The organism is Flavobacterium cheongpyeongense, assembly GCF_003202435.1.
Taxonomy (GTDB): Bacteria; Bacteroidota; Bacteroidia; order Flavobacteriales; family Flavobacteriaceae; genus Flavobacterium; species Flavobacterium cheongpyeongense.
The window spans coordinates 76,235-100,220 of sequence record NZ_QJHK01000005.1 but is presented as its reverse complement, the minus strand read 5'-3'; the positions used below and the strand labels follow the sequence as shown (position 1 = coordinate 100,220).

Sequence of the window (23,986 nt, the reverse complement as noted above, 5' to 3'; positions counted from 1 at the left end):
CTGCTACATACGGAAGTATTAGCCTAAATTATAAAAAATGAAAAAAGTAGTATTAGCTTATAGCGGAGGATTAGATACCTCGTATTGTTTGAAATATTTAAAAAATGAAAAAGGATATGAAGTTCATACTGTTCTTGTAGATACAGGCGGATTTTCTGAAGAAGAATTAACAGCAATTGAAAAAAGAGCCTACGAATTAGGAAGTGCGCAACATGCCAACCTGACAATTGTAGACAAATATTATGACAAAGCTATAAAATATCTGATTTTTGGAAATGTATTAAAAAACAATACCTATCCATTATCTGTAAGTGCCGAGCGTGTTTTTCAGGCAATCGAGGCTATAAAATATGCTAAAAAAGTGGGAGCAAGCGCTATTGCTCATGGAAGTACAGGTGCAGGTAACGACCAGATTCGTTTTGATTTGATTTTCCAGACTATAGCACCGGAAATTGAAATCATCACTCCAATTAGAGATTTAAAACTTTCAAGACAGGAAGAAGTAGATTATCTGGCTCAAAATGGTGTTCATTATTCTTGGGAAAAAGCACAATATTCTATTAATAAAGGACTATGGGGAACTAGTGTTGGGGGTAAAGAAACTTTAACTTCAAGCCAGCCATTACCTGGGGAAGCTTATCCTTCACAATTACAAAAAGAAGGAGAAGAAAAAGTCACTTTGCATTTTGAACAAGGTGAATTAGTGGCATTAAATGGAAAAAAAGATGTTCCTGAAAAAAATATTGTTAAACTTGAAAAGTTGGCAAATGCTTATGCAATTGGCAGGGATATTCATGTTGGTGATACCATTATCGGAATTAAAGGGAGAGTTGGTTTTGAAGCAGCTGCACCTTTAATTATAATCAAAGCTCACCATTTATTAGAGAAACATACGCTTGGAAAATGGCAGCAATACTGGAAAGAGCAATTAGGAAACTGGTACGGAATGTTATTTCACGAGGGTCAGTTTTTGGATCCTGTAATGCGTAACATCGAAACTTTCCTGCAGGATACTCAAAAGACAGTAAATGGAACAGTAACCGTTTCTTTAAAACCATATCACTTTTCACTTGACGGAATAGAATCTAAAAATGATTTGATGAATACTGGTTTTGGTCAGTATGGCGAAATGAACAATGCCTGGACATCTGAAGATGCAAAAGGATTTATTAAGATTTTAGGAAATGCACAAAACATATTTTCATCTGTAAATCATTTAGATCATGATTAATATAGGAATTATTGGTGGGTCGGGCTACACAGCCGGAGAACTCATCAGAATATTAATGTATCATCCTAATGTAAACATCGATTTTGTTTATAGTACAACAAACGCCGGAAAACCACTTTATGTAGCGCACCACGATTTGATGGGCGATATTGAAATGAACTTTACGGATAAAATTAATCCAGAGGTAAATGTTGTTTTCTTGTGTTTGGGTCACGGAAAATCGATTTCATTTTTGAAACAAAACCAATTTGCAAGTCATACAAAAATTATCGATTTAGGAAATGATTTCAGATTGAATAAAGGTGCATCTTTCGAAGGAAAAGATTTCATTTATGGATTGCCTGAAATCAATAAGACTGAAATCAAAAAAGCAGATTATATAGCAAATCCAGGCTGTTTTGCAACAGCCATACAGTTGGCATTGTTGCCTTTGGCGAAACATAATTTACTAAATAATGATGTTCATATAAATGCTACAACCGGAAGTACAGGAGCAGGAGTAAGTCTTTCAGAAACTTCTCATTTCAGTTGGAGAAACAATAATTTTTCTCATTACAAAGCTTTTGAACACCAGCATTTAGGTGAGATTTCAGAAAGTCTGGTCCAATTGCAGGATGATTTTGACAGTGAATTGCTTTTCATTCCAAACAGGGGAGACTTTCCAAGAGGAATTTTCGCCACGTTATATACATTATGTGATGATAGTTTAGAGCAATTAGTTGCCAAATACGAAGATTTCTATAAAGATGAGCCTTTCGTAACCGTTACAACTACAAACATCAACATGAAACAGGTGGTTCAAACGAACAAATGTATCGTTAGTTTATTGAAAAAAGGAAACCGGGTTCTCATAACATCAATTATAGATAACTTAACCAAAGGTGCTTCAGGACAGGCGATTCAAAACATGAATTTGATGTTCGGATTAGAAGAAACCACAGGTTTACATTTGAAACCAAGCGGATTTTAATAATAGTTTCAAGTTTAAAGTTTCATGTTCCAAGTTAACCTGAAACCTGAAACCTGAAACAAAATAAACAAAAAACACATGAACTTATTCAACGTTTACCCATTATACGACATAACTCCAGTAAAAGCAGTAGATTGTACAATTATTGACGACAAAGGAGTAGAATATTTAGACTTATATAGCGGACATGGTGTAATTTCGATTGGCCATACACAGCCTGATTATGTTGAAAAACTAAAAAATCAATTAGATCATTTGGGATTTTATTCGAATGCAATTCAGAATCCTTTGCAGGTTGAATTGGCACAAAAATTAGGAAAGCTTTCCGGATTAGAAGATTACGAATTGTTTTTATGCAGTTCCGGAGCTGAAGCCAACGAAAATGCTTTAAAGTTAGCTTCTTTTCATAACGGAAAATCAAGAGTGGTAGCTTTTCATAATTCTTTCCACGGAAGAACTTCTGCAGCCGTTGCTGTTACTGATAACAAAAAGATTGTTGCGCCAATAAATGCACAGCAGGAAGTCACTTTCTTGCCTTTAAACCAAATCGAATTAGTGGAGGCAGAGCTTGCAAAGGGTGATGTTTCTTCAGTAATTATCGAAGGAATTCAGGGAGTTGGAGGTTTAGATCAGGGAACAACTGAGTTTTTTCAGGCCTTAGAAAAAGCATGTAAAAAACACGATGTAGTTTTAATTTTAGACGAAGTACAATCAGGATACGGAAGAAGTGGAAAATTCTTCGCTTTTCAACACCACGGAATCAACCCTGACATTATTTCGGTAGCAAAAGGAATGGGCAACGGTTTTCCTGTTGGTGGAATTCTAATTTCCCCAAAATTCGAAGCCAGTTTCGGATTATTAGGGACTACTTTTGGAGGTAGCCATTTGTCTTGTGCAGCAGGAATTGCAGTTTTAGACGTAATAGAAAAACTTGATCTACAGAAAAATGTAAATGAAGTTTACCAATATTTCTTAGAAAAAATAAAAGAGGTGAAAGGCATCAAGCAAGTAAAAGGAAAAGGATTAATGCTTGGAGTTGAATTTGATTTTGATGTCGCAGCTTTAAGAAAGAAATTAATTATCGAAAAACATATTTTTACAGGAAGTGCGAACAACAAAAATCTATTGAGAATTTTACCGCCGCTAACGGTTAAAAAAGCGGATATCGACACTTTTGTTGTTGCTTTGAAAGAAAGTTTAGAAGAATTAAAAAACTAATTCGGATCATATAAAACCCGATAGTTTTTAAAAGCTATCGGATTTAGAATATAAATTTGAGTTTTGATTCAACCAGAAAAACAACCAACTATAAATTATGAATACAATACTTCCAATCGAAAAAAGGAATGCTGTTTTAACCACAATGGCGGCTTTGTTAGAGCAGGAAAGAGAAGCGTTAAAAAGTATTAATCAACAGGATCTTGCGAATTATTCAGGTGAAGATCTGGCAATGGAAAAGCGTTTGCTGGTTGATGATGCTAAAGTAAACGGTATGATTCTTTCGCTACAGCAATTAGCCATTCAGGAAGATCCGGTAGGACAGGTTCGTTTTACATTCACTCATGAAAACGGAATGAAAATCAGTAATAAAACAGCTGCTTTTGGAACTATTTTAATCATATATGAATCCCGTCCTGACGTAACTGTAGAGGCGGGAGGAATCGCTTTTAAATCGGGTAATAAAATCCTTTTAAAAGGCGGAAAAGAGTCATTGTTATCCAATCAAAAAATTGTGAGCCTTTGGCACCAAGCCTTAGAAAAAAATGGTGTTTCAACGGATTGGGTTGAATATTTGAATTACGACAGGGTTCAAACACAGGAATTCCTTGAAAAACCAACACAAAGAGTCGATTTAATTGTACCCCGTGGTGGCGAAAAATTAATTGAATTTACCAAAAAACATGCTACTTGCCCTGTAATTGTTAGTGGACGTGGAAATAATTTTGTGTATGTAAATGCTGATGCCGATTTAGAAAAAGCGATGACGATTATCATTAACGGAAAAACGTCTAATATCTCGGTTTGTAATGCTCTGGATAAAGTATTAATAGATACTAATCTGCCAGATTGGGATGTATTTGCTAAACAATTAGTGGCAGAATTAGAGAAATTTAAAGTGACTGTTTTAGGAGATGATGCTTTCGCTAAAGCAACCGGAGTAGCGACTATTGAAAGTGATTTAATTTGGTATGAAGAGTTTTTGGATTATAAAATCGTAATCGGAACGATAAATTCAAATCAGGAAGCAATTGCTAAAATCAATAAATATTGCGGAGGCCACTCAGCTTCAATTATTACAAAAAATGAAGCTTTGGCACAGGAATTCATGGACAATGTTGATGTATCTTCTGTCTACCATAATGCTTCAACCCGTTTTACAGATGGCGGACAATTTGGTCTAGGCGGAGAATTAGCAATCAGTACCGATAAACTGCATCAACGTGGACCAATTGGTTTGCAACATCTGGTAACGAATAAATGGTACGTTTATGGAGATGGACAGGTGCGATAGTAACACCTGGCAGTTTTTAGTGTTTAGTTGATTGCAGATTCAGAATTACGATTAATGATTTTAGATTTACTTTACGAACCTTGAGTTTGTAAAGACTTGAAATAAAAACCTTTGCGGTATAAAACCATGGCAAAAAAAAGAATATTATTAAAGTTAGGCAGCAATACCTTAACCAAAGAAACCAATCATATTTCGAGAGGAAAGATTGAGGATATTGGTATGCAGATTGCCGCTTTACAAGACCAATATGAATTTATTATTGTGAGCTCAGGAGCAATTGCTGCAGCAAAACAATTTGTGAAATTGGATAATAATGATAAAGATGTATTTGTAAAACAGGCACTTGCGTCTATTGGTCAACCACATTTAATGCGGATTTACCATGAAAATTTTAGTGATTTAGGATTGCATATTTCGCAATGTTTGCTATCTTATTCTGATTTTGAAAAACAGCAATCCAAAGACAATATTGTAAATACGATTAATGTATTGGTCAAAAATAATTATATTCCGATCATCAATGAAAATGATACTGTTGCGACAGATGAGATTAAATTTGGAGATAATGACAAATTAGCTGCTTTGACTGCAGAGCTATTAAATGTTGATATTCTGATAATTGCAACCAATACAAACGGAATTTATACCAAAGAATCAATTCATAATCAAGTTCCTGAAACTATTAAATTGGTAAACGATTTGAAACTTTTAGAAAAAGAAATCGGAGATTCAAAATCATCTCACGGAACAGGAGGGATGCAGTCTAAAATAGAAGCAGCCGGAATTGCAAAAGCAGCCAATATTGAAACCTGGATAGTCAATGGACTAAACGATAACTTTATTTTAAAAGCACTAAAGGATGAAATTCCATTTACTAAAATAATCTAATGAGTCAATTAGAAAATTAGATAATGCACAATTATCCAATTTTCTAATTATCACATTATCTAAATTAATTAAAAGACATGAACTACATTTCAATAAAAGATATTGACTCTTTATCAAAATGGGTAAAAAGCGCAATAAAAATCAAAAAAAATCCGCTTAAGAACAAAAAACTCGGAAAGAACAAAACTTTGGTAATGTTGTTTTTCAATTCTAGTCTGAGAACCCGTCTAAGCACACAAAAAGCAGCTATAAATTTAGGAATGAATGTTATGGTTATGAACTTTGGCAGCGAAGGCTGGACTTTAGAATTTGAAGATGGTGCTGTAATGAATTCAGGTGCATCAGAACATATTAAAGAAGCTGCAGAGGTTGTTTCTCAATATGCTGATATTATCGCTATCCGTGCTTTTGCAGGTTTGGTTGATAAAGAAAAAGATTATGCAGAAACTGTTATTTCAGGATTTTTAAAACATGCTACAGTTCCAATTGTAAACATGGAAAGTGCTGTTCGTCATCCTTTGCAGTCTTTGGCAGATGCCATCACAATGGAAGAACATAAAACGAAACACAAACCAAAAGTAGTGCTTTCATGGGCTCCGCATCCCAGAGCTTTGCCACAGGCAGTTGCTAATTCATTTGTAGAAATGATGCAAATGCAAAAAGAGATGGATTTTGTAATCACACATCCTGAGGGGTATGAATTGAGTCCTGAAATTACAAAAAATTGTAAAATCGAATATGACCAAAACAAAGCTTTTGAAAATGCTGATTTTGTTTATGTAAAAAACTGGAGCAATTTTAACGATTACGGAAAAGTGACGAACAATGACCCAAACTGGACTGTTACAGCCGAAAAAATGGCTTTAACCAATAACGGAAAATTCATGCACTGTCTTCCTGTTCGTCGTAATGTAATAGTAAGTGATGAAGTAATTGATGGTGAAAATTCAATCGTAATTGAACAGGCAAATAACAGAACGTATTCAGCACAAATAGTTTTGCAGAAGATTTTGAAGAAATTGTAGTTTTTTTTAAAGGTTCTAAGCTACTAAGCTACCGGGAACCTTTTTTATATAAAAAAAAGACATTATAATATTGAAGTCAATACATTATGAGTAAAGTTACCGTAATAAAAATAGGTGGAAACATCATCGACAATGCTACTGAGTTAGAACAATTTTTAACTGATTTTTCTAAAATAGAAGGATATAAAGTACTAGTTCACGGAGGTGGAAAATCGGCTACGAAAATGGCCCAGAGTATTGGGTTAGTTCCTCAGATGATTGACGGTCGTCGCATTACAGATGCTCCAATGCTAGATGTTGTGGTGATGATTTATGCAGGTCAGATCAACAAGCATATTGTAGCACAATTACAGGCAAAAGACAATAATGCAATTGGTTTTTCAGGAGCAGACGGAAATTTAATCCAGTCTGTTAAAAGAAATCACCCAACGATTGATTATGGTTTTGTTGGCGATGTAAAAAAAGTCAATACCGAGTTATTAGCCACATTACTTGAAACCGGAATTGTACCGGTTTTCTCTGCAATTACTCACGATAAAAATGGTCAGTTGTTAAACACAAACGCTGATACTATTGCGAGTGAACTAGCAATCGCTTTATCTGAAGTTTTTGATGTAACGCTAACATATTGTTTTGAAAAACAAGGCGTTTTACAGGATTCAGATGATGACTCGTCTGTAATTACTGAAATCAACGAAGCATTATATAACAAACTGAAATCCGAAAAAGTAATCCATTCCGGAATGATTCCAAAACTGGATAACTGCTTCAACAGCTTATCCCGTGGCGTGCAGAAAATCAAAATAGGGCATCATAAAATGCTTCAGAATCAGACTGTTTTGCATACAACTATTACATTATAGCACAAAAAGTTGCTAAGTTTCAAAGAAACCAAGACTTTTGCAGTCATAGAATATCAGAACCTTAGTGCCTCAGTACCTAAATAAAATGAAAAATATAGAAACGCTTACCCGGGAAGCAATTGAATTATTAAGAAACCTCATTGAAACTCCTTCATTTTCAAGTGAAGAAGATCAAACGGCTCTTTTAATAGAAAATTGGTTTACTCAAAACGGAATTCCTTTTAAAAGAGAAAACAATAATGTGTGGGCTTTCAATAAATATTTTGATGAAAAGAAACCAACACTTTTACTAAATTCTCATCACGATACGGTAAGACCCAATCAGGCGTACACAAACGACCCTTTCAAAGCAATCGAAAAAGACGGCAAATTATTTGGCTTAGGAAGCAATGATGCAGGTGGCTGTTTAGTTTCGCTTCTGGCTACGTTTGTTCATTTTTACGAAAACCAAAATTTATCACACAACCTGGTAATCGTAGCCTCTGCCGAAGAAGAAAGCAGCGGAAAAAACGGTCTGAACAGTGTTTTAAAACATTTGCCTGAGCTGGATTGCGCCATTGTAGGCGAACCAACTTTAATGCAGCTGGCTGTTGCTGAAAAAGGGCTTTTAGTTTTAGATGTAAAAGTAAAAGGAACGGCAAGCCATGCAGCACATCAAAATGATGATAATGCTTTATACAAATCAATTCCGGTAATGGAATGGTTTAAAAATTATAAATTCGATAAAGTCTCTGAAGTTTTAGGTCCGGTAAAAATGACTGTGACTCAAATCAACGCAGGCAAACAGCATAATGTGGTACCTTCAGAATGCGATTTGGTAGTTGACATTCGTGTAAACGATTGTTACACTAATTCTGAAATTCTGGAAGTAGTGACAGCCAGCGTAAATGCCGAAGTAAAACCAAGATCCATGCATTTAAATGCATCTTCTATTCCAATTGCGCACGGTCTTGTACAAGCCGGAATCGCCTTGGGTAGAATGACTTATGGATCTCCAACACTTTCGGATCAGTCGGTTTTAAGTTGTCAGTCACTCAAATTAGGACCAGGAGAAACATTGCGCTCACATTCAGCAGACGAATTTATATTTGTAAATGAAATAGAAGAAGGAGTCGATTTGTATATCAAAATACTGACCGATTTCTTTAAATTATAATAATTAGGAGCTATTTCCCGCTATCCGTTTCAATCTTTTATTTTTTAAAGAAAAAAACAAAAGGATTTCCACTGCTATCGGGGCTAGAAACATTATCAATATAAACAATGACATTAGAACTAAATTAGAAAATAATTTCAAAGAATACGACGTAAAGAAAAAATCTAAGAAGTCTAAAATCTAATAAGCTAACAGGTCAAAAAATCTAAGTTATGAAACTTTGGGAAAAAGGAATACCAACAGATAAACAAATCGAACAATTCACCGTTGGAAACGATCGTGAACTGGATTTGGTTCTGGCAAAATACGATGCTTTAGGTTCAATCGCCCATGCCAAAATGCTGGGGCAAATTGGATTATTAACGTCAGAAGAAACCACTTCTTTGGTAGGTGCTCTAAATGATATTATTGCCGACATTGTGGTTGGAAATTTCGAAATAGAAGACAGTTTTGAAGACGTACATTCTAAAATTGAATATTTACTTACCGTAAAATTAGGCGATACCGGAAAAAAAATCCATACCGCACGTTCCCGTAACGATCAGGTTTTGGTAGATGTTCATTTGTATTTGAAAGATGAAGTAAAAGCGATAAAAGAACAGGTAAAAACACTTTTTGACTTGTTGATGGAATCAGCAGAAAAACACAAAAATGTATTATTGCCTGGTTATACGCATTTACAAATTGCAATGCCGTCCTCATTCGGGATGTGGTTTTCGGCTTATGCCGAAAGTTTAATAGATGATATTACGATGCTGAATGCAGCTTCAAAAATCGTTGATCAGAATCCTTTAGGTTCTGCAGCAGGTTACGGAAGTTCCTTTCCAATCAACAGAACATTTACAACTCAGGAATTAGGTTTCGAAACTTTAAAATACAATGCCGTTGCCGCACAAATGAGCCGTGGAAAGGCAGAGAAAACCGTAGCTTTTGCCATGACCAGTGTGGCAGGAACGTTGTCAAAATTTGCCATGGACATTTGTTTGTATATGAGCCAGAACTTTGACTTTATCGGTCTTCCGGCACATCTTACGACAGGTTCGAGCATCATGCCTCACAAGAAAAATCCGGATGTTTTTGAATTAATCAGAGGGAAATGTAATAAGATTCAGGCGCTTCCTTACGAAATCACTTTAATTACAAATAATCTTCCAAGCGGTTATCACAGGGATTTGCAACTTTTAAAAGAAGGTTTGTTTCCGGCGATTCAAAACCTGAAAGCGTGTCTAGATATCGCTATTTTCTCTGTAAAGGATATTACCGTAAAAGACAATATTTTAAAAGATAAAAAATACGATTACTTGTTTACAGTAGATACTTTAAACGAAATGGTTGTGGAAGGAATACCATTTAGAGACGCTTACAAAGCAGTTGCAGAACAACTGGAAGCCGGAACTTATAAATCTCCAAAAGCAACCAGCCATACACACGAAGGAAGTATTAATAATTTATGCTTAGAGAACATAAAAGATAAAATGAAAGCCGCTTTTTAATTTGTTCATTTTAAAAAACTTAGAAACCGATTTGTATCTATTTGCAAATCGGTTTTTTTATGTAAAATTATACTAATCTGTTTTTAAGAAATTACCTCTTAATTATATACATTTGATGATTATTTAACCTAAAATTAAAATATGGCAGAATTTAAAGAACAGGCATCCCAAAAGCTATTTGAGAGAAATTTTATTACTGAAGAACAATTGATTCAGATAAAAAGTTATCGCAGTTTGGGCATTTTTTCGCTTAATGCTGAACTAAAAATGTTTTTGTATTTATCCGTTTTGCTTTTTACATCCGGTATTGGAATTTTGATTTACCAGAACATTGATACGATTGGACACGTCGTCATTTTGTCTTTATTATTTATTGTTACGATAATCTGTTTTTATTTCTGTTTTAAAAATTCAAAAGGTTTTCAAAAAACAGCAACTACATTTGAAAGTCCTGTTCTGGAATATTTGGTACTTCTGGCCAATATACTGACTTGTATTTTTATAGGATACTTACAATTTCAATACCAACCTTTCGGGATACATTATGGCTTGGCGACATTAGTTCCCACAATTGTCAGTTTTATTTGTGCGTATTATTTTGACAACAAAAGCGTCCTGACTATTGCCATTACAGGTTTGGCTGCTTATATAGGTTTTTCTGTAACACCACAGGATATATTTCATAATGATTTCTATTCTAATCAGGAGTTAAGCTATTCTGCAATTATTTTGGGTGGTTTATTGATTTTGTGGACAATTTACAGTTCAAGAGTGTCTCTTAAAACTCATTTTAATTTAACTTATCTAACATTTGCATTGCACATGATTAGTATTGCTTCCATTAGTAATATGGTCAATGAATATGAGGGTTTATGGGTTCTTTTCTCAGCTGTTTTTACAGGGTTCTGCTTTTATTTTTATAAGGCCAGTTATCAGCAGAAAGCAATTTCCTTATATGTTTTTATGATTATTTATGCTTATATCGGAATCAATATTTTTCTGTTCAGAGTTTTTGAGAGTATAGATTTTCAGGATATTTGGGTGCTATTTGTTTTAGCTATTCCAGGATATTTTATTGGCTCAATAGTCTTGTTTATAAAATTGATTAAAAACTTCAATAAAAATATTACATCATGATAGTGTTCGATAAAAATAAGTTAGAAAATTCTGTGTTGATTGAAGAAGCAGATGCGTTACAAAGTGCCGGTTTTATTGGTAAGGAACAACTGGATTTTATGAAAAAACAACTTCCGGCACTTAACAGCCATAAAAATATTTTGATTCGTATAGGTTTTTTTCTTTTAGGAACATTCTTATATTCTTCAATATGCAGTGCTGTTTCACTTCTGGCAATTTCAGGATTAGACCATTATTGGGAAATTTTTCCTTTTATCTTTGGCATTATTGGCATTATTGGATCAGAATTTTTAGCTCAAAAAGACTATTTTAGTCACGGATTAGATGATGCTTTTATTTTAGGCACTATATTATGTTTTGGGTGTGCAATTACAATTGTTACAGATTTCAATGAAGTGCTTCCGACTGCTATCATTGTTTCAATGGTTTCATTAATCATGTTTTTGCGTTACCTCCATTTATTGTCGGTATTGATTTTTTATTTAGCATTTACGACAACACTTGGGTATTTCATATTGGAATACATGGAGGCAGGTCAGTCAATTTTACCCTTTTTTATGATGCTTTATGGTGCTGGTATTTATTTTTTGTGCAAAAAAATAATTAATGATCTAACAGATTCTTATTACTACAATGGAATGCTTTTAATAAAAAGCATCAGTTTAATATTGTTTTATTTGTCTGGTAATTACTTAGTAGTTAGGGAATTATCAGCAAGTTTAACGGGGGGCTATTATGAGATAAGTCCCGAAATTCCGTTTGCATTTTTCTTTTGGGGTTTTACTTTTGTTGTACCGGTGTTATATCTTGTTTATTCATTAAAAAATAGAGACAGAATTATGCTTTGGATTGGCTTCCTTGCAATCGCTTTATCATTTTACAGCTTCCGGTTTTATCATTCGGTTTTGCCAATTGAAGTTGCATTAACGCTGGGCGGATTAATTATGTTTGCAACTGCGTTTTTTTTCGTAGGAAAACTCAAAACAAAAGAAAGTGGACTAACCTTTAAACCAGACAGAGTCTCAAATTCAAATACATTTTTAAATGCTGAAGCCGTAATAATCGCCTCAACATTCGGAATGAAGCCAGAAGCTAAACCAGCAGAATCTCCAATGGAATTTGGTGGTGGAGGTTTTAGTGGAGGAGGATCAGAAGGAAGTTTTTAATGCTCTTTCTGTAATCTTATAAAAAAAACAGCGGTAAATTATGTCTGCCGCTGTTATAAATTTATTAAATTATAAATTATCCTTTTAAAATCTTGAAGCTTTTAACTCTGTTGTCAATTTGAACTTTACAGATATAAACTCCTCTTGTAATGTTTGCAATGTTTAATTCTAATTTCTCGTTACCAGCAACATTTTTTGAGGTTGTATAAACTTTTGAACCATTTGGAGAAAAAATTTCTACAACTGCTTTACCATTCTCAATACTTGAAAATTCGATATTCAAAACATTATCGATTACTGTTGGATAATATTTAAGTTCTAAGTTAGCAACATTATCATTTACGCCTAAAGAATTTGGGCAATTTGTAGATATAACACCAGTAGCACTAACCTGAAGAGTGGCTCCTGCTCCACAATTTGCATCTGGAACATAAGTTGCTACCTGGGCTGCAGTAAGAGTAGTGTAGGTGTAAGATGGTTTTGAAGGTGCTGTTCCGGCATCAAGACCTGTAACAGCTGTTGGAGTTGATCCTTTAACACAACCATCAAATTTTACTTGAACTGTTCCGGAACCTTCGGTAACAGGACTGGAAATAGTGGCTACTTGTTCAAAATTACAATTTTCCACATAGCAAGTCGTACCTTTATTTCCTGCACCTAAACCAACGGCACTAGCTCCTGAAACAGAAGTTTTGTAATAACAATTTAATAGGTGTAATTCGGCATTTCTCGCTCTTGGCATTCTGGCCTTGCAGCCTTCTGCCCAATAGCAGTTTTTAAAAGTAATACTAAACCTTCCATTAGCATCTGTTGTTGGAAAATCATCAATTCCAGAACCTACTAAATTCGTAAAACGGTGGTCAGCAGAACCACCAGATCCTCCAGCTGTTGGAGCTTTTAAATAAGTAAATTTACACCATGAAATGGTTACATTATCTGCTTTTCCCTTATTATCAAAATTGCCATCTATCCCATCCTGAAATTCACAATGGTCAACCCAAACGTTTGTACCTTCGTTGGTAAGGTTATCACGTCCATCAACATCATATGCTCCGGGTCCTTGAAATTTAAGGTTTCGTATAATAACATTATCAGAACCCTGTTTTATATAAAGTATTCCTGAATTTGCAGCAGAAGTTGGGGAATTACCAATAGTTATCTGAGTGTTTCTAAGTGTAGCACCTGGTAATCCAATAATGGTTTTATTATTTAATTGTACACTAGTATAGATACAATCAATAACACCAGAGACCAGAATTACTGAATTTGCAGTTGCAGTAGATTTAAGTGCTGTTTCTAACTGAGCATAAGTAGTAACAGTAACAGTATTAGAAACGGTTGGGGTTCCACCTCCTGTAGCTGCAGCACCAAATCCTTCAGGAACAGACATATAATAATTTTGTGCAAAAACGCTGGATAAACTTAGAAGGAAAAATAATAAGGGGAATTTTTTTCTCATTTGTAAATTTGTTTTATGTTAATTGTTAATTTAACGATTGTGGTTTTGTAATCGATTGCACAAATTTAATTTAATAAATTTTAAAATGTTTTTTTTAAATAAAATTATTATAATTATAGCAGGTATTTTGTGTTAATGTAATTATAGTTGTGTTTTTTTTGATAAAAAATCATCCAAAAGAGGCTTTTGTTTGATAAAGTTAAAAAAAATATTTAGAATTTAGGACTCCTTACTCATTATTGAAAATCAGATTGTAAGAATTTTTAATTAAAAAAATTAAAATAAAGGAATGAAAATCAAATTCAGGCAAGGGCAAAAAAAATTGAAGCCAACAATTAAGCTTCACGCATTTAAACAATAAGCCCAAATCAGATTGGACTTATTTTATGTGTCTTACAATATTTGTTAATTAAACTTTTCCTAAAGTATATAATTGTTCCATCGTTGGAGATAAACTTCCTCCTGCCGGCTCTAATGTGATTCCAAAAGCTTCTGCATAAACTGTCAGATCTACAGCAAATATTTTTTGGTCGTTATCGTCAAAATTGTTTAATAGACCTATACTTGTAGGTGTTAGGGCAGGACTCAATTTAAGTGCCCAAACCTGATAAACTTTTCCTTTTGGAGGTTTTGGCAAACCTGCTGCATCAATATAGGTTGTTTTGGTTTCTTTATTCCAATACACTTTTGCAAATGATGACGGAGAGACAGCCTGACCACCTAGTGTTACTGCCGTATTTTTAATGTCCCTGACAATAGTTAAACTTTTTTCTGTTTCTTTATTTTGTTTCTCTAAATAAGCAAATTCTCTTTCTATTTTATTTTTTTCATTACCAACAGTTGCAATAACACCTTTTGTTTTGGTCAGTTCTAAAGTCTGATAGCTCAGACCTAACAATAACAGTACAGCGGCAGCCCAGCCAATATATTGAGTTCGGTTTGAGTTCGGTTTCATTTCGACAACTTTGCCGTGTTTCAGTTCTAATCGGGCTTTTATATTTTCAAAATTGGCAACTGAATGAAATGGCGAAAAACTGGATGATAAAGCTACTATTGCTTTTTCTATCGAAAGAATTTCCTGTTCGACTTCGGGATACTTTTTTGCCATTTCGGCTACTTCCAGGTTTTCAGGTTCGGTTAATAAACCGTAAACATATAGTTCTAAAATGCCTGATTCTATGTATTCTCTTGCTTCCATTATATTTTTAGATAATTACGTAAATCATTAATACAGTTCCTGTTTTGTGTTTTGACGGTTCCTAATGGCATTGCCAGTTCTTCAGAAGCTTCTTGTTGGGTATATCCTTTAAAAAACAGCAAGTCAATAATCTCAATGCATTTCGGTTTTAATTTTTTTACAAATTCCTGAATTCCAATTATATCAATTTTATTTGAGAGTTTATTACTGTCATCTAACAGATGTACGAAATTATCTGAGGAAAGGTTTTTTTGACTGTTATTAAAATTCTTAGATCTTAATTTATCAATAGAAGTATTTCTGGCAATATTAAGAATCCAGGTATAAAAACGTCCTTTACCTTCATTATAAGAATCTATGTTTTTCCAGATTTTTACAAAAACTTCCTGTAAAACATCTTCGGCTTCTTCTCTATTTTTTACTAAGACATTAATTACCGAAAACAAACTTTTGGAGTACATGTCATACAAGTGGGTAAAAGCTCTTTCGTCTTTCTTGTAGATTAAAACTAATAATTCTTCCTGACTCATATATTTAGATTTGACTTTTAATAAATTTAAATTACTTTTTTGGGTATCTCAGGATAAAGATAATTTATTTTTTTAACCTTCCAAATCTCAGTAAAATAAGAGATTATGAAAAAAGATAACTTTTTTTAGCTTTTTTTAAAACCATAGATAGTCATCTTACGTATGTGCTATTATAACATAAAACTTAAATATTTATATTTTAATAGCAAAAGAATAGGAGTTTTAAAAAAATAATCTTTTGAAGAGTTAATGAATAAAACGCAATATTTTTTTAAACAAAAGAAATTTCTGATATAATGTAATAATTGACGGTTTTTGACTTCAATACAAAAAAATATAATAATAGCCCTTTGGATGAAATTATTCAAAAGCATCAGTTTGAGTGTTTTTTGTGTAGAGAAACGGAACAAAATAAAGGGGTTTGTTTGAACATGAATACTAATAAAAGGAATAAAAATACCGGGTACGATCGAGAGCAGTTCGGTTTATTTACTAATGACCGGCACTGTTCACTCTTCCGGTAATTAAAGTAGTCTTCATAAAAATTTGAGAAAATTACTTTTAAAGAGTAGATAATTTAAAGATAGATGGTTTGATTTGTTTGAATGATAAAAGCCTAACGCCTGATTAACGTTAGGCATTTATTTAACGTTTGTTTAGTAAAATTAGTCATGGGATATTCTTGATTTCACTTATAATTTAATTAATTTTATAAAAAATAGAAACTATGAAAAAAATATTTATAGCATTTGGTGCTCTGTTTTTGTTTAGCTGTCAAAATCAGGCTCAAACTAATAAAACAAAATCGCCTAAAATAGAAAATATTATGGCTAATGAGACAATATATCAGTACAAAGTAGAAGATTTATCAGGTAATACATTTGATTTTGCTTCCTTAAAAGGAAAAAAAATTATGATTGTAAATACCGCTTCAAAATGTGGATTAACTCCTCAATACAAAGATCTTGAAGCTATTTATAAGCAGTATAAAGATAAAGGTTTTGTAATTGTAGGGTTTCCGGCAAACAATTTTGCATCACAGGAACCAGGTACCAATGAAGAAATTGGTGCTTTTTGCCAGCAAAATTACGGTGTTACCTTTCCAATGATGGATAAGGTTTCCGTAAAAGGAAGCGATATGTGTGAGATTTATAAATTTCTGACACAGAAATCTAAAAATGGTTTACAGGATTCAGAAGTTGAATGGAATTTTCAGAAGTATTTAATTAATGAAAGAGGGGAATTGGTAAAAGTGATTAAACCAAGAATATTGCCTACAGATCCTGAAATTGTGAATTGGATAAAAGGATAATTTTTACAAAAAAATAATTTGAAATGAGATTTTAGGAAACTGAAATCTCATTTTTCGTTTTTGAAGATGGAGGAAACTGCTGCTTCATAATTTCGAATACTTTTTGCCTTTTTTATCTGTTTTAATATTTTATGCGGATTTGAAAATGTTTCTGCGAAATATTCCCATAAATGATACATTTTTAGTAAAATATGAGTTTGTCCGGATAAAGATTCGCTGTAAATGGCATAAAGCGTATCATGAAACGCACTGAATAATTCCATTTTGTTTTTAGGATATTCAGTTGTATTGTTTTTTATCATCGTTGGTAAAAAGGGATCAGAAATTAATCCCCGGCCAATCATCCAGTGGTCTATGGCTGGAAAACGTTCCTGCATTTCCTGAAATTTAGCCACCGAAGTAATATCGCCATTGTAATACAATTTATGTTTTGTATTGTCAATGCACTGCTGAAATGCATCCAGATGTACTCCGCCTTTATATAACTGTTTGCCAATACGGGCATGAATTGCAATGTTTTTTAGGGGATAAGTGTCTAGAATTGGTAAAACATCCAGAATTTCTTCTGTAGTATCATATCCTAAACGCATTTTCATGGATACAATAATATCTGTTTCAGAATGTGCTCTGTCCAGTATGTGATTAATTTGATTGGTATTTTTAATCAAACCTGAACCCATTCCGGATTTGGTAACCATTGGGTAAGGGCAGCCTAAATTCCAGTTTAATTCTTTATATCCTAATTCACGGACATATTTGGCCACAAATAAAAATTCCTCTGCATCATTCGTTATAACCTGCGGAATAACCTCTAATCCAAGATTATTTTCAGGAAGCAAGTCCCTTTCATAAGATGCTTTTATTACCAGTTTTCCGTTTAAACGGATATACGGGGAGTAAAAAGTGTCTATTCCTCCAAAAAATTTGTTTTGGGCATTTCTGAAACGAAAATCTGTGAATCCTTGTAAAGGTGATGAGAGAAGGGTAAAGTCCATATTGTTTTAAAAGATACAAAGATACTACGGATTTTTGAATAAGATTTTATTTTCTAATTATTGCAGAGTTTTTTATTGAAATGGTTATTCTAAAATCAATTGCATAAAAACCAAATCAAGCCAATGATCAAATTTATAACCAACTTCCCGAATCGTGCCTGTTACCACAAATCCAAATTTTTCATGAAACGCAATACTTCCTGTATTATCTGCGTCAATTGCGCCAATCATAACGTGATAGCCTTGTTGTTTTGCCAGATGAATCAATTCGGTCAATAATTGTTTGCCAATGCCCTTTCCAATTACATTGTCAACCACATAAACAGAATGTTCAACAGTATATTGATAGCCAATTTTTTCCCGAAATTGACCATAAGTTCCATAACCTACAACTTCGCCATCTAAATCAGCTACTATTATGGGTAGGTTTTTAGAGTTTTTCTCTTCAAACCATTTTGTCTGGGTTTCTAAATTTTGGATTTCGTAGCTATAATTTGCTGTTGTGTTTAAAATAGAGTGATTTACAATTTCAAGGATTTTGTCTAAATCGGTTGTATTAGCCTGTCTAATGATTACGTTCATAATGTGAAACTTATAAAGAAGTTTGAAAATACGGGTTTACAAATATATTGTGTTTTTGCAAAAGGGGTCTTAATATCTTGCTAAGATATAAGTAAAATCAAGAGTGAAGTTTGTAACTTTGTGTTCACAAGAAAAGAAAATTGTAATAGTATATTTTCTTTTAAAAAAATACACCAACAGAATGATTTACCCCAAAATACCACTTGCTCAAAGCATTATCGAAATTTGTTCAGCAAAAGGAATTCATACTATTATAATATCTCCTGGATCCAGAAACGCACCCTTAACAATTGGTTTTGCCCAAAATCCTAATTTTAAATGTTACAGCATTGCAGACGAGCGTTGCGCTGCTTTTTTTGCTTTGGGAATTGCCCAGCAAACCAAAAAACCAACCGCACTTGTTTGTACATCAGGTTCTGCATTATTAAACTATTACCCGGCTGTCGCCGAAGCATTTTACAGTCAGATTCCATTAATTGTAATTTCTGCAGACCGCCCTCAGAATAAGATCGACATTGGCGACGGGCAAACCATTCGCCAGCAAAATGTCTTCCAGAATCATTCAGTTTTCAATGCTAATTTGACAGAAGAAGCTTCTGAAGAGAATGATTTAAAAATAAATAAAGCCTTAGAAACTGCTATTCTTCAAAAAGGTCCTGTACATATCAATGCCCCTTTTGAAGAGCCTTTATACGAAACAACAGATATACTTTTGGTTCATCCAAAAATCACCGATTATAATGAAATCATCGGAACAAAATCAATTGAAAATGTAAAAGAATTTGTTTCAATCTGGAATTCAGCTAAGCAAAAACTGATTTTGACAGGTGTAAATGAAGCAGGTTCAATTGATGAAAAAACAATAGAAAACCTGGCAAAAGATCCGTCAATTGTGGTTTTGACAGAAACGACGTCTAACTTACATCATCCAACTTTTATTAATAGCATTGATACTTTAATTACTCCTTTTGATGATGCTGATTTCAAAGAGTTTGAACCGGAAATTTTAGTGACTTTTGGCGGTATGGTCGTTTCCAAGCGTATCAAAGGTTTTTTGCGAAAATACAAACCGCTACATCATTGGCATATTGATACTTTACGTGCTTATAATACATTTAATGCTTTAACACAACATTTTGTGATGCAGCCCAATGATTTTTTCAATGATTTATTGCCCAGAACAGATTTTGTAAACAGCAATTATTTCAAGCATATTAATGAGGTTTATCAATTGCGAAAAATTAAAAAGCAAAAATATTTAGACAAAATCCCATTTTCTGATTTTAAAGTGTTTGAAAAAGTAATAGGATCGTTGCCGAAAAACAGTCAGTTACAAATAAGTAATAGTTCAGCTATTCGGTATGCACAATTAATTGATATTGATTCGTCAATAGAAGTTTTTTGCAACAGAGGTACAAGCGGAATCGATGGAAGTACATCAACAGCAATAGGCGCATCAGTTGGAAGTCAAAAACAAACCGTTTTTATTACCGGGGATATTAGTTTTTTATATGACAGCAATGCTTTGTGGAATTCCTATATTCCTAAAAACTTCAAAATCATTTTGATTAATAATGGAGGAGGAGGGATTTTCAGGATTCTGCCCGGACATGAAGAAAAGCCTGTTTTTAATACTTATTTTGAAACTTCTCATCATTTAACGGCAGAGCATCTCGCAAAAATGTATCAAATGAATTATTTCACTGCAACTGATTTAGATTCATTAGAAAAAAGCATCTCATCGTTTTATGCTATAAATGATGCTCCGAATATTTTAGAGATTTTTACCCCAACGGCTGAAAATGATCTTATTTTAAAACAATATTTTAAAGAACTTATTTAAAGAGTAAGAGCGTCGCTGAGGCGCTTTTTATATATCAGTATTTTTTTGGCTGTACCATTTTCAAACTTCGTACATTTGTACTTTAAAACTTAGCTAATTTCTGGCTTAGAACTCAAGAATATGATTGAAATAGGAAAATACAATGCACTTACCATATTGCGTGATACCAAAGTTGGATTATTTTTAGGAAATCCTGAAAAAGACCCTGAGGGAATTCATGATATATTATTACCCAATAAATATGTTCCAAATGAATTTGAAATAGGCGAGGAGCTTATTGTTTTTGTTTATCTGGATCATGAACAGCGTCCGGTTGCAACAACACTTGAACCTTATATTTTATTGAACGAATTTGCTCTGTTGAGAGTAAACTACACTAATCAGGTTGGAGCTTTTATGGATTGGGGAATGGAAAAAGATATTCTGGTTCCGTTTAAAGAACAGGCACGTCCGATGGAAAAAGGAAAACGTTATTTGGTTTACCTTTATATGGATGAAAAAACCAAGCGTTTGGTGGCTTCAAGTAAGTTAAATCAATTTTTAAAGAATGATCATCTTACAGTTGAAAAAGGCGAAGAAGTTGATTTGATCGTATCACATATCACCGAATTAGGAATTAATGTAATCATCAATGAACAACACAAAGGGTTACTGTATAAAGACGAAGTTTATGATGATTCGATAAGGACCGGAGACAGAATGAGGGGCTACATCAAAAATATTCGTCCTGATAACAAAATAGATGTGGCTTTGCAAATTCAGGGCTATCAGAGTGTAGAACCAAATGCGGAGAAAATTTTAGACGAGCTTCGTGCAAGTCGGGGCTTTTTACGCTTAAATGATAGTTCACACCCAGAAGACATTAAGACGGTTTTGAAAATGAGTAAAAAAACCTTTAAAAAAGCTATTGGAGCTTTGTATAAAGAAAAGCTCATTGAAATTAAAGAAGATGGTATTTATCTCGTAAAAGAATAAAATAAATCGCTTCACAAAAGAGAGGCTGTCTAAAAAGTAAAAACCTGAAAATTACCAATAAATTTTCAGTTTTTTTTTTAACTATATATCAGTAAAAGCTCTTTGAAAAGACAATGTTTTATTAAATTATTACCGAAATAAAAAATATAACAATTGATTGTACTTTCCGGACAGCCTTTTTTTATTTTTTATGCTTCCATCTTTTATGTGTCCACAAATAGTATTCCGGTTCTTCATAAATTTGTTTTTCTACTTCCTTTAAATACATTTCTGTAATTTTAAAATCTTCGTAATCTTTTGAATTGTCAGCCAGAGATAAAAAGGTAGCTTCATAATAACCTCTTTTTACTTTTTTTACTTTTACGAATATTACACTTAAATCGTATTTTTTTGCCAGCATTTCGGCGCCCGTATGCACAGGAACTTCAATTCCCATAAAACTGCTTGCATGAAAGATACGATCTAATTTTGGTGACTGATCGCTTGCTAATCCATATAAACTTAATTTTCCGTCACGTTGATTTTGCGCCATCAACGGAATAGCTTTTTTTGTTTCGATTAATTCAGTGTTATATTTTGAACGAATTTTCCGAATTAATTTGTCGAAATACGGATTAGCCAGTTTTTTATAAACAGCAATACCCTGAAAGCCAAGTTTTGGATTAATAGTCAAAAGCCATTCATAACTTGCATAATGCGAAGCCACGAGAATTACACTTTTTCCTTTTTTTGCATAATCCAATATCAAATCAATATTCGTTACATGAAATCTTTTTTCCATTTCTTCAGCAGAAATGCTCATTGTTTTGATCATTTCTAAAAACATATCGCACATGTGCTGGTAAAATTTCTTTTCTATTTTTTTTCGTTCAGCATCGCTTAAATGCGGCAAAGCAAGCGCCAGATTGGCTTGAACCACTTTTTTACGGTAGCCAATAATATAATATACCAAAAAATAAACACAATCTGAAAACCAGTAAAATATTCTAAATGGAAGAATAGAAATAAGCCAAAGTAAGGGATAGGCTAAAATATAAACAAGGAACTGCATCGAACTTTTTTTCACAAAGATAAAATAAAAAAAATGCCAACTTTAAATTTTAGTAATTCTCTAACCTTTATTAGGAGAATGATTATATTTACAACTCACAATAATTATTATTTATGAATATCATTTTATTAGGTATTATCGTTGCAAATGCTGTTATTAGTTATAAAGGTTTCAATGATATTTATTTTTTCAGGAAGTATGAATTTCACGTTGGAAGTATTCGGTCGGGAGAGCAAATCAGGATGCTTTCGTCTGGTTTTTTGCATGTAGATATGATGCATTTAGCATTTAATATGCTGACACTTTGGTTTTTTGCTCCTACTGTTATTGATTATCTAGGTAATTATTCGTTTGCTTTAGTTTATTTTGGGAGTTTAATTTTTGGAAGTCTCCTTACAATGCTTTTTCATAAAAATGATTATAGTTATCGTGCTGTAGGCGCTTCGGGAGCTGTTACGGGAGTTTTGTATGCTGCGATTTTGCTTGAACCAAATTCGAATATAGATTTATATTTTATTATTTCGGTTCCTGCTTATCTTTTCGGAATTTTATATTTATTATATTCTATTTATGGAATGAAGGCCAAAAATGACAATATTGGTCATACGGCACATTTTGGAGGAGCTGTAGGAGGTTATTTGATTACTTTGATAAAAGAACCATCATTGATTATGGATCATAGCTTGATGACAATTGCATTGGCAATTCCTATTATACTACTTTTCATAATGGCTAAAATGAATAAATTATAATGCTGGCATAACTTTTGAAATGCCATTATCAATAATTTAAAATATAACAAAAATGAAAAAACTAGTATTATTTTTAACAATTATGTTGATGACCATTTCTTACGGTCAGGAAAATAAACAAATTCCTCTAATTAGTGTTAATGGGGAAGGAAAAGTAAAAGTAGCACCTGATCAGGTTTGTATTTCAGCAACCGTTGAAACAAAAGGGAATAATGCTAAAGAGGTCAAAAAACAAAACGACGAAAAGATAGATGCTGTTTTAAAATTCATTAAAAAAATGAATATCCCAACAGTTGATTTTAAAACCAGACAAGTTGCGCTTAATCCGCAGTATGATTACGAAAAGAAGAAAACAAGTTATAATGCGACACAAACCATTGAAATTGTGGTCAAAGATTTGTCTAAATATGACGAGTTAATGGAGGGTTTAGTACAACAGGGAATCAATCGTATTGATAAAGTAACTTTTGAATCCTCTAAAGAAGCCCAATTGCAGTCTGAGGCCAGAAAATTAGCTATGAAAGATGCAAAAGCAAAAGCTGAAGATTATGTTTCAGTAGTAGGTCAAAAAGTTGGAAAAGCATTTGTTATTTCTGATAATTCACAAACTTACCATCCACAGCCTATGTATGCTTCAATGAGAATGAAAGAATCAGCTGATGCCGGTGCTTCAAACGAAACTCTTGCAATTGGAGAAATTGAAATAACCGCAAATGTAAGTGTTAGTTTTATTTTAGATTAGTTATAAAATCTTAATCTGGAACTTCAATAACTAAAACAAAATCTATCAAAATCCCAAATTTTACGCTATAAAAGTAAAATTTGGGATTAATTTATTTTAGGGATTC

Annotated in this window: 22 protein-coding genes; 16 read left to right on the top strand and 6 right to left on the bottom strand. The window is 33.2% G+C overall.

The window, feature by feature from the left end; translation table 11 throughout:
• The first annotated feature begins 37 nt into the window (after positions 1–37).
• From DMB65_RS07745 to DMB65_RS07695, 11 genes are all read left to right on the top strand, one after another.
• On the top strand, positions 38–1,231 hold the full coding sequence (locus DMB65_RS07745; RefSeq protein ID WP_110306076.1) for an argininosuccinate synthase: 1,194 nt from the start codon (positions 38–40) through the stop codon (positions 1,229–1,231).
• Positions 1,224–2,201, top strand: a complete 978-nt coding sequence (argC, locus tag DMB65_RS07740; RefSeq protein ID WP_110306075.1) for an N-acetyl-gamma-glutamyl-phosphate reductase — start codon at positions 1,224–1,226, stop codon at positions 2,199–2,201. The genes DMB65_RS07745 and argC overlap by 8 nt, the downstream gene beginning before the upstream one ends.
• A gap of 78 nt (positions 2,202–2,279) precedes the next feature.
• On the top strand, positions 2,280–3,419 hold the full coding sequence (locus tag DMB65_RS07735) for an aspartate aminotransferase family protein (protein WP_110306074.1): 1,140 nt from the start codon (positions 2,280–2,282) through the stop codon (positions 3,417–3,419).
• Positions 3,420–3,516: 97 nt separating this feature from the next.
• Positions 3,517–4,713 (top strand): glutamate-5-semialdehyde dehydrogenase, encoded by a 1,197-nt coding sequence (locus tag DMB65_RS07730; protein WP_110306073.1) that lies wholly within the window; start codon positions 3,517–3,519, stop codon positions 4,711–4,713.
• 126 nt (positions 4,714–4,839) lie between these two features.
• On the top strand, positions 4,840–5,601 hold the full coding sequence (proB, locus tag DMB65_RS07725) for a glutamate 5-kinase (RefSeq protein WP_110306072.1): 762 nt from the start codon (positions 4,840–4,842) through the stop codon (positions 5,599–5,601).
• A 77-nt stretch (positions 5,602–5,678) separates the two neighbouring features.
• Positions 5,679–6,626 carry an N-acetylornithine carbamoyltransferase gene (locus DMB65_RS07720; RefSeq protein ID WP_110306071.1) on the top strand — a complete coding sequence of 316 codons (948 nt, stop codon included), beginning with the start codon at positions 5,679–5,681 and terminating at the stop codon, positions 6,624–6,626.
• A gap of 86 nt (positions 6,627–6,712) precedes the next feature.
• Positions 6,713–7,489 (top strand): acetylglutamate kinase, encoded by a 777-nt coding sequence (argB, locus tag DMB65_RS07715; RefSeq protein WP_110306070.1) that lies wholly within the window; start codon positions 6,713–6,715, stop codon positions 7,487–7,489.
• 85 nt (positions 7,490–7,574) lie between these two features.
• A complete protein-coding gene (locus DMB65_RS07710; RefSeq protein ID WP_110306235.1) occupies positions 7,575–8,645 on the top strand; it encodes a M20 family metallo-hydrolase in 1,071 nt (356 codons plus the stop codon).
• 212 nt (positions 8,646–8,857) lie between these two features.
• Entirely contained in the window at positions 8,858–10,138 is a 1,281-nt protein-coding gene (gene argH / locus DMB65_RS07705; protein ID WP_110306069.1) for an argininosuccinate lyase, read from the top strand.
• Positions 10,139–10,279: 141 nt separating this feature from the next.
• Entirely contained in the window at positions 10,280–11,275 is a 996-nt protein-coding gene (locus DMB65_RS07700) for a DUF2157 domain-containing protein (RefSeq protein ID WP_110306068.1), read from the top strand.
• Positions 11,272–12,441 carry a hypothetical protein gene (locus DMB65_RS07695; RefSeq protein WP_110306067.1) on the top strand — a complete coding sequence of 390 codons (1,170 nt, stop codon included), beginning with the start codon at positions 11,272–11,274 and terminating at the stop codon, positions 12,439–12,441. The genes DMB65_RS07700 and DMB65_RS07695 overlap by 4 nt, the downstream gene beginning before the upstream one ends.
• A 76-nt stretch (positions 12,442–12,517) precedes the next feature.
• Here the strand turns inward: DMB65_RS07695 and DMB65_RS07690 are convergent, their stop codons facing one another.
• The 3 genes from DMB65_RS07690 to DMB65_RS07680 all read right to left on the bottom strand — a co-directional run bounded on the left by DMB65_RS07690 (position 12,518) and on the right by DMB65_RS07680 (position 15,628).
• A complete protein-coding gene (locus DMB65_RS07690) occupies positions 12,518–13,900 on the bottom strand; it encodes a pectate lyase family protein (protein WP_110306066.1) in 1,383 nt (460 codons plus the stop codon).
• Positions 13,901–14,309: 409 nt separating this feature from the next.
• Positions 14,310–15,098, bottom strand: coding sequence for an anti-sigma factor (locus DMB65_RS07685; protein ID WP_110306065.1), 789 nt, complete (start codon positions 15,096–15,098; stop codon positions 14,310–14,312).
• Positions 15,098–15,628, bottom strand: coding sequence for an RNA polymerase sigma factor (locus DMB65_RS07680; RefSeq protein ID WP_110306064.1), 531 nt, complete (start codon positions 15,626–15,628; stop codon positions 15,098–15,100). The genes DMB65_RS07685 and DMB65_RS07680 overlap by 1 nt, the downstream gene beginning before the upstream one ends.
• A 727-nt stretch (positions 15,629–16,355) precedes the next feature.
• On the opposite strand from DMB65_RS07680, the gene DMB65_RS07675 reads away from it, so the two are divergent.
• Entirely contained in the window at positions 16,356–16,940 is a 585-nt protein-coding gene (locus DMB65_RS07675) for a glutathione peroxidase (protein WP_110306063.1), read from the top strand.
• A 47-nt stretch (positions 16,941–16,987) separates the two neighbouring features.
• On the opposite strand, the gene DMB65_RS07670 is transcribed toward DMB65_RS07675, so the two are convergent.
• Together DMB65_RS07670 and DMB65_RS07665 are read right to left on the bottom strand one after the other, a co-directional pair.
• Positions 16,988–17,935 (bottom strand): tRNA dihydrouridine synthase, encoded by a 948-nt coding sequence (locus DMB65_RS07670; RefSeq protein WP_110306062.1) that lies wholly within the window; start codon positions 17,933–17,935, stop codon positions 16,988–16,990.
• Positions 17,936–18,019: 84 nt separating this feature from the next.
• A complete protein-coding gene (locus DMB65_RS07665) occupies positions 18,020–18,517 on the bottom strand; it encodes a GNAT family N-acetyltransferase (RefSeq protein ID WP_110306061.1) in 498 nt (165 codons plus the stop codon).
• 181 nt (positions 18,518–18,698) lie between these two features.
• Here DMB65_RS07665 and menD point away from each other — a divergent pair, with 181 nt between their 5' ends.
• Positions 18,699–20,360, top strand: a complete 1,662-nt coding sequence (menD, locus tag DMB65_RS07660) for a 2-succinyl-5-enolpyruvyl-6-hydroxy-3-cyclohexene-1-carboxylic-acid synthase (RefSeq protein WP_110306060.1) — start codon at positions 18,699–18,701, stop codon at positions 20,358–20,360.
• A 120-nt stretch (positions 20,361–20,480) separates the two neighbouring features.
• Complete coding sequence (locus tag DMB65_RS07655; RefSeq protein ID WP_110306059.1) at positions 20,481–21,335, top strand: CvfB family protein; 855 nt, start codon at positions 20,481–20,483, stop codon at positions 21,333–21,335.
• A gap of 181 nt (positions 21,336–21,516) precedes the next feature.
• Here the strand turns inward: DMB65_RS07655 and DMB65_RS07650 are convergent, their stop codons facing one another.
• Positions 21,517–22,386, bottom strand: coding sequence for a lysophospholipid acyltransferase family protein (locus DMB65_RS07650; protein WP_110306058.1), 870 nt, complete (start codon positions 22,384–22,386; stop codon positions 21,517–21,519).
• A 113-nt stretch (positions 22,387–22,499) separates the two neighbouring features.
• Between DMB65_RS07650 and DMB65_RS07645 the strand changes: the two genes are divergently transcribed.
• Positions 22,500–23,138 (top strand): rhomboid family intramembrane serine protease, encoded by a 639-nt coding sequence (locus DMB65_RS07645; RefSeq protein ID WP_110306057.1) that lies wholly within the window; start codon positions 22,500–22,502, stop codon positions 23,136–23,138.
• 52 nt (positions 23,139–23,190) lie between these two features.
• Positions 23,191–23,880: an SIMPL domain-containing protein gene (locus DMB65_RS07640; RefSeq protein ID WP_110306056.1), complete on the top strand. Its 690-nt coding sequence runs from the start codon at positions 23,191–23,193 to the stop codon at positions 23,878–23,880.
• The last annotated feature ends 106 nt before the right edge of the window (positions 23,881–23,986 follow it).